At 76.6% G+C, this 2,749-nt stretch carries 3 protein-coding genes; all 3 read left to right on the top strand.

The features are described from left to right. Positions 1–546, top strand: a 546-nt coding sequence (locus AB0L34_RS32810) for a CapA family protein (RefSeq protein ID WP_363709439.1), incomplete at its 5' end; no start/stop codon positions are given. Positions 547–670: 124 nt separating this feature from the next. Continuing rightward, positions 671–1,333: a GntR family transcriptional regulator gene (locus AB0L34_RS32805; protein ID WP_357461506.1), complete on the top strand. Its 663-nt coding sequence runs from the start codon at positions 671–673 to the stop codon at positions 1,331–1,333. Beyond that, on the top strand, positions 1,330–2,634 hold the full coding sequence (locus AB0L34_RS32800) for an MFS transporter (protein ID WP_363709437.1): 1,305 nt from the start codon (positions 1,330–1,332) through the stop codon (positions 2,632–2,634). The genes AB0L34_RS32805 and AB0L34_RS32800 overlap by 4 nt, the downstream gene beginning before the upstream one ends. Positions 2,635–2,749 lie beyond the last annotated feature (115 nt).

Raw genomic sequence — 2,749 nt, 5'->3', positions numbered from 1 at the left:
GCCGCCGCCGACGCGCCCGGGGTGGCGTACCTGCCGGAGGTCTCCGCCGCGTCTGCCGGCGCGCTGGCCGGCCGGATCGCCGCCGTGGCGGGGCCGGGGGACCGGGTGCTGGTCTCCGTGCACTGGGGCTCCAACTGGGGGTACGACGTGCCGCCCGAGCACGTCGACTTCGCCCACCGGCTGGTCGACGCGGGGGTGGACGTGGTGCACGGCCACTCGTCGCACCACCCGCGACCGGTCGAGGTGTACCGCGACCGGCTGGTCCTCTACGGCTGTGGCGACCTGGTCGACGACTACGAGGGGATCGGCGGGCAGGAGGCGTACCGGCCGGAGCTGCGGCTGCTCTGGCTGCCCACCCTCGACGCGGCGACCGGGGCGCTGCGTCGGCTGCGGGCGGCCCCGGTGCGGATGCGCCGGATTCGGCTGGAGCGGGCCGCGCCCGGGGACGCCCGCTGGCTCGCGGACCTGCTGGGCGGCTTCGACCCGCCGTTCGCCTCCGGGTTCGACGTGGACCCCGACGGGCTGCTGGCCCTCCACCCGCGCTGACGGCCCGCCCGACGGGACCCGCGCCGACCGCCCGGCCCGGCCGTTACCCCGCGCCGACCGTGGCGTGCGCCACCCGGAGGACGGGCGATCGATCGCGTCGACGTCAGGGACGCATCATAGATACATGACGCATCCCTCCCCGTCCCGTCGGGTCGCCGCGCCGTCGGCCGCCGAACGCGCCTACCGCCACCTCAAGCGGGCGATCCTGGAGCAGATCCACCCGGGCGGTTCGCTGGTCAGCGAGGGGGAGATCGCCGAGGCCGCCGGGGTGTCCCGCACGCCGGTCCGGGAGGCGCTGCTGCGCCTGGAGGCCGAGGGGCTGGTCAAGCTCTATCCCAAGCGGGGCGCGCTGATCCGCCCGGTCTCGGCCCGGGAGATCACCGACGTGATCGAGGCGCGGCGACTGGTCGAGCTGCACGCCGCCGAGCGGATCTGGCCCCGCCGGGCGGCACTGCGGGAGGGGCTCGCCGCCCGGCTGGCCGAGATGCGCGCCGCGCACGCCGCCGGCGACGTGACCGCGCTGATGGAGGCCGACCGCGCCTTCCACGCCATCGTGGTCGACGCGGCCGGCAACGAGATCCTCGCCGAGCTGTACCAGCGGCTGCGCGACCGGCAGCTGCGGATGGGGGAGGCCAGCTTCCGGCTCTCGCCCGGCTGGGCCGAGACGGCACTGACCGAGCACGCCGCCCAGCTCGCCGCGCTCGACTCCGACGACCCCGGGCCCTGGCTCGCCGCCGTCGCCGCGCACATCGACAAGGCCGCGGACGTGCTGCGGACGCTGCCGTGACCGTCCTGACCACCCCGGCGCCCGCACCGGTCGCGCCGCGCCGTACCGCCGCGCTGGTCTGGGGCGTGGCGGTGAGCGCGTACGTGGCCGCGGTGTTCCACCGCAGCTCGCTGGGCGTCACCGGGGTCGACGCGGCGCACCGCTTCGAGATCAACTCCTCGGTGCTGGCCACCTTCTCCGTCGCCCAGCTCGCCGTGTACGCGCTGATGCAGGTGCCGGTCGGCGTGCTGCTCGACCGGTTCGGCTCCCGGCGGCTGCTCATCGCCGGCGGCGCGCTGATGGTCGCCGGGCAGGTCTGCTTCGCCCTCGCCACCGACGTGCGCCTCGCCGTGGCCGCCCGCGTCCTGGTCGGGCTCGGCGACGCGATGACCTTCATCAGCGTGCTGCGGATCGTGGCGTTCTGGTTCCCGGGGCGACGCAACCCGATGATGACCCAGCTCACCGGGACGCTCGGGCAGCTCGGGGCGATCCTCGGCGCCGTACCGCTGGTGGCGCTGCTGCACCGGGCCGGCTGGACTCCCGCCTTCCTCGCCGTCGCGGCGGTGGGGGCGACGGTGCTCCTGATGATCGTGGTTGCCGTCCGGGACACCCCGCACGGGGAGACCGCCCCGGGCCCGGCACCCGACCTCGCCGCCGTGCGCCGGAAGCTGCGGGCCGCCTGGGCGGAGCCGGGCACCCGGCTGGGCCTCTGGACGCACTTCGTCACCCAGTTCTCCGGCTCCGTGTTCGCCCTGCTCTGGGGATACCCGTTCCTGGTGCAGGGGCAGGGACTCAGCCCGACGGCCGCCGCGTCGCTGCTCACCCTGATGACTGTCGCCATGTTCCTGACCGGGCCGGTGATCGCGCACCTGTGCGCCCGGCACCCGTTCCACCGGTCGGTGCTGGTCTTCGTGATCACCGGCGCCACCGCCGCGGTCTGGGCCGTCGTGCTGGCCTGGCCGGGACGCGCGCCGGGCTGGCTGCTGGTCACGCTGGTGCTGGTGCTGGCCGTCAACGGCCCCGGCTCCATGATCGGCTTCGACTACGCGCGCACCGCCAACCCGGTCAACCGGATCGGCAGCGCCAGCGGCGTGGTCAACGTCGGGGGCTTCCTCGCCTCCATCGTGCTGGTGCTGGCCGTCGGCGTGGTGCTCGACCTGGCCACGCCGGCCGGTCGGGCCGCCCCGGACCTGGCCGCCTTCCGCTGGGCCTTCGCCGTGCAGTACGCCCTCTGGGCGCTCGGCGCGGTGCAGGTCCTGCGCTACCGCAACGCCACCCGGCGCGAGGCCGCCGCGCGGGCGCGTACCCCGGCCACGCCCTGAGCCCGGCGCGGCCCGGCCCCGCGCCGGGGCCGGGCCGGCTGAACGGGGGCGGGGGCGGCGGGGGGGGGGGCGGGGGGGGAGGGCCCGGGGGCGGGCGGCGCCGCCCAGCCGCGAC

Origin of the sequence: Micromonospora sp. NPDC052213 (genome assembly GCF_040679695.1) — a bacterium.
In the GTDB taxonomy this organism is placed as follows: Bacteria; Actinomycetota; Actinomycetes; order Mycobacteriales; family Micromonosporaceae; genus Micromonospora.
Note: the sequence above shows the minus strand (reverse complement) of the source record. Positions and strands in the feature narration are given on the sequence as shown.